This window comes from Psychromonas ossibalaenae ATCC BAA-1528, assembly GCF_000381745.1.
GTDB lineage: Bacteria > Pseudomonadota > Gammaproteobacteria > Enterobacterales > Psychromonadaceae > Psychromonas > Psychromonas ossibalaenae.
Map to the genome: position 1 here is coordinate 1 of NZ_KB907061.1, position 2,478 is coordinate 2,478.

Annotated in this window: 2 protein-coding genes; both read right to left on the bottom strand. The window is 34.0% G+C overall.

What is annotated here, in order from left to right; translation table 11 throughout:
* Nucleotides 1-621: 621 nt before the first annotated feature.
* The gene (locus G327_RS0123535) at nucleotides 622-1,125 is read right to left on the bottom strand and encodes a hypothetical protein (RefSeq protein WP_019617259.1); all 504 of its coding nucleotides are present in this window, start codon (nucleotides 1,123-1,125) and stop codon (nucleotides 622-624) included.
* A complete protein-coding gene (locus tag G327_RS0123540) occupies nucleotides 1,103-1,930 on the bottom strand; it encodes a winged helix-turn-helix domain-containing protein (RefSeq protein ID WP_019617260.1) in 828 nt (275 codons plus the stop codon). Before G327_RS0123540 ends, G327_RS0123535 begins: the two co-directional genes overlap by 23 nt.
* Between the last annotated feature and the right edge of the window lie 548 nt (nucleotides 1,931-2,478).

Here is a 2,478-nt window from a genome sequence, read left to right on the forward strand (position 1 = left end):
CTGCCTTGAACAGTTATCAAATCAGCCAGATGAGATAGATTCGCTCTTGCCATGGAACGTAAAACTCGAGCCAGTGTAGTTGGCCGGACGCTTACGAAATTAGCAAGCATATAGTGTTTTATAACGAGTTGCGGTATCATCAATAACACTAGGTCTGGTTTATTTTGCAAGACAAAGGTTCGCCTCATAACTTGGGTTGATCATTTAAAAACTTAGGTTGTGTGTCCAGTTAATGGGGAATACTCTGTTAGTTTTATTTTTTTCTTAAATGAACCTTCTAATGTTTTTCCATCAATGGCAATGATGTCAGCATGAGCCATTTCACAGTAACTTTTCATCCACTTGACAAAGCTTTTTTGAAACTATTCCTGTTCAATTACTGGAAAATACGATAAATGCTATCATCTGCTGGAATGCCATTCTTCGAATGGCAAGTAATGTCTTAGATATGCTAAACAGTTTACGAAGAGCCCGCCAAAGTTAAGAAAAGTAAAACAGGAGTGCACTTATTACCGTTAAAAGTTTAGTTGATGCCCCCTAAACTTAAAGATATACGAGATTATTATCAGTCAAATAAAAGGGCTTCCTGCTATTGCTGCTCAAAGATTGAAAGGCTCTTTATCAATCAGAACCTAATAAAAGGCAGGGCAGTCTCCGCTTATCTGCATATAGGCAGATATATTCATCATTGACATTAATTACTTGAAAAATATATTTTTCTTGCCCTTTAAAATTAACATTGGGTAGTTCATCCAAGTCATTCTCCATAAATGGATTATATCTAATCCGGTCAGATTCTGATAAAGGTCCCTTATCTTGTGAAGATAAAAAATTTTTTATCTGAAATTTCCCATCCCATCGTTTTGTTAGTTCTCCATTTATTTTTGTGATAGAAACAGGGAGCCCCTGATCGTTATATTCCGTTCTTCTTACATATAGATAATTTTTATCAAAATAGAATGTGCTTTTAAAAAGATGTTTTTTTCCGTCACTGTCTGTTCGTTCACTATTATAGTGATAAATTTTACCGTTAAAGTATTCTGGCCATTGATTTGAGAAGTAATAATAACTACTCAAGGGGATGATCACCCATAAGGTTAAACTAAATGCAATTTTCCATTTCATCAATTATTAATCCTACTACAAGAGTGTCAGGGGAAATTTTTTTAAAAACGCCGTATTGGCTTAAGTTGCCGTTATTTTTATAAACGCATTCGAAGTCAATATAAGAGTCAACTTTTCGAATATAAACACTGAGATTTTCTCTAACAAGCTCTCGAACATATAAACGCGTTCGAGTTTCTTCTTTCTCGGATAGTCCCCAGACATGTACTGAGACAGAATCGAAGATATTATGATTGCCTGCATCATAAGTATCTGTATTCTTTTTTTCCCAGATAAAAAAGGTTAATAAACAACAAAATAAAAAGAGTAATATGTTTGCAAAATAAAAGTACTTTGATAATGCGTGTTTTATTTTTTCTTTAATATTTGGAGCTGCTTTTGATAAAGCGGGAATCTTCTCGTTATCAGACAAATTTATTTTACATGCGGGCTTATAGGCTGTGTCAGGGTGAATTTCACAGTTTAGTATATATCCCAAATTAGGCGCCGTTTTTACCATGTGATATGGTTTCTGCGTGTCACCCAATATACATCTCAGTCTGAAAATTGCCTGGTGTAAACTGCCGTCTGTAACTACTTTTCCTTTCCACACTGTGGTAAGAAAAAGCTCTTTATTGACCGCAGTGCCAGGGTGCTTAACGAGCAGATGCAGTACTTTATTTTCAATGGGTTTTAATTCAACTAAAACTGAGTTGTCAGCCTGATTTTTATCTGTATTGACAATATATAATTTGCTTTCTACAGGGTAGTATTGATACTCCTTATCGGCTTTTAATATATATCTTTCTATACTCGTTTCGGTCATTTTCATACCCTATATTTAATAATACGTATAATAACTTTCGTTATACAGTGAGCAAGTAAAATAAAGTACAACTATTTATTTAAGCGCTCTGAAACTGTGTTAACCCCACGAATATTTCATGTGAACTGAGTTAGCTTCAATATATACCAATGTAATCAGTAGCAGATTTTTGGTCCATTTCTTAAGTTCACACTAAAAGAAGTCATCCCCTCCTGATCTTTCTGTAATACATTATCAATATACCAGTTTATAGTTACATTTTTAGGGATAATTGCTGTCACTTCAAAATAAATTTATTAATTGATTCTTGTTTTTCAATAGGCAGGAACAAAATTGAGTAATAGCTACCTACCTGAACATTTTAACCATTATTCTGCTTCTACTGTAAAACCGTGCCCTGTTTTTGTTGGCCACTATATATAGCCAATCATATTAATTGAAATTAATTTCTCCTTAATAGTAAACGTCCGGCCAACCACACGTTCAATTTCATATCCAACTTGATTACAGTCCTCTAAAACATATTGAGGAGATTGGAATGAAACTGA